This window comes from Knoellia aerolata DSM 18566, assembly GCF_000768695.1.
GTDB classification, from domain to species: domain Bacteria; phylum Actinomycetota; class Actinomycetes; order Actinomycetales; family Dermatophilaceae; genus Knoellia; species Knoellia aerolata.
Genome location: NZ_AVPL01000179.1, coordinates 1 through 473 on the forward strand (window position 1 = coordinate 1; position 473 = coordinate 473).

Annotated in this window: 1 pseudogene; it reads right to left on the reverse strand. The window is 76.1% G+C overall.

The features are described 5' to 3' along the window. Nucleotides 1-473: pseudogene (locus tag N801_RS19220) on the reverse strand (HNH endonuclease); the annotation flags it as partial.

The following is a 473-nucleotide window of genomic DNA, read 5'->3' on the forward strand; positions in this document are numbered from 1 at the left end:
GCCCCCGCCCGCCGCGCCGCAGCCCCCAACGCCTTGTCCCCCAACGACCCGATCACCGGGGCGAGGCGGCGGTCGACCTCGCCGCGGTGCTCCCGGCTCAGGCACGCGGTCTCCCGCACGACGATCGTCGCCCGCCGCTCGCTGATCTCCCCACGCTCCAACGCCGCCATCGTCAACGGCAGCTCCCCGACGAGCGCCTTCGCGACCCCGACGTGCTGGTCCGCCACCGTCGGGGAGCAGCGCCGCGCCAACGCCAGGTCGGCCCGCACCGATCGGGAGTCCTCACCCAGCGCCTCACGATCCACCACTGCCGCCGCCGTCAGCCGCGCCTGCGCCGCAGCCGCCGCACCCTTGAGCGACTCCAGGACCGCCACCACCGCGACCCGCTCCGGCTCGGTCAACCCCTCGGGTGAGACCTCGGCGAGCGAGGACACGACCGACCCGATCCGGGCCTCGGGCCCTCCCGGTGCTGG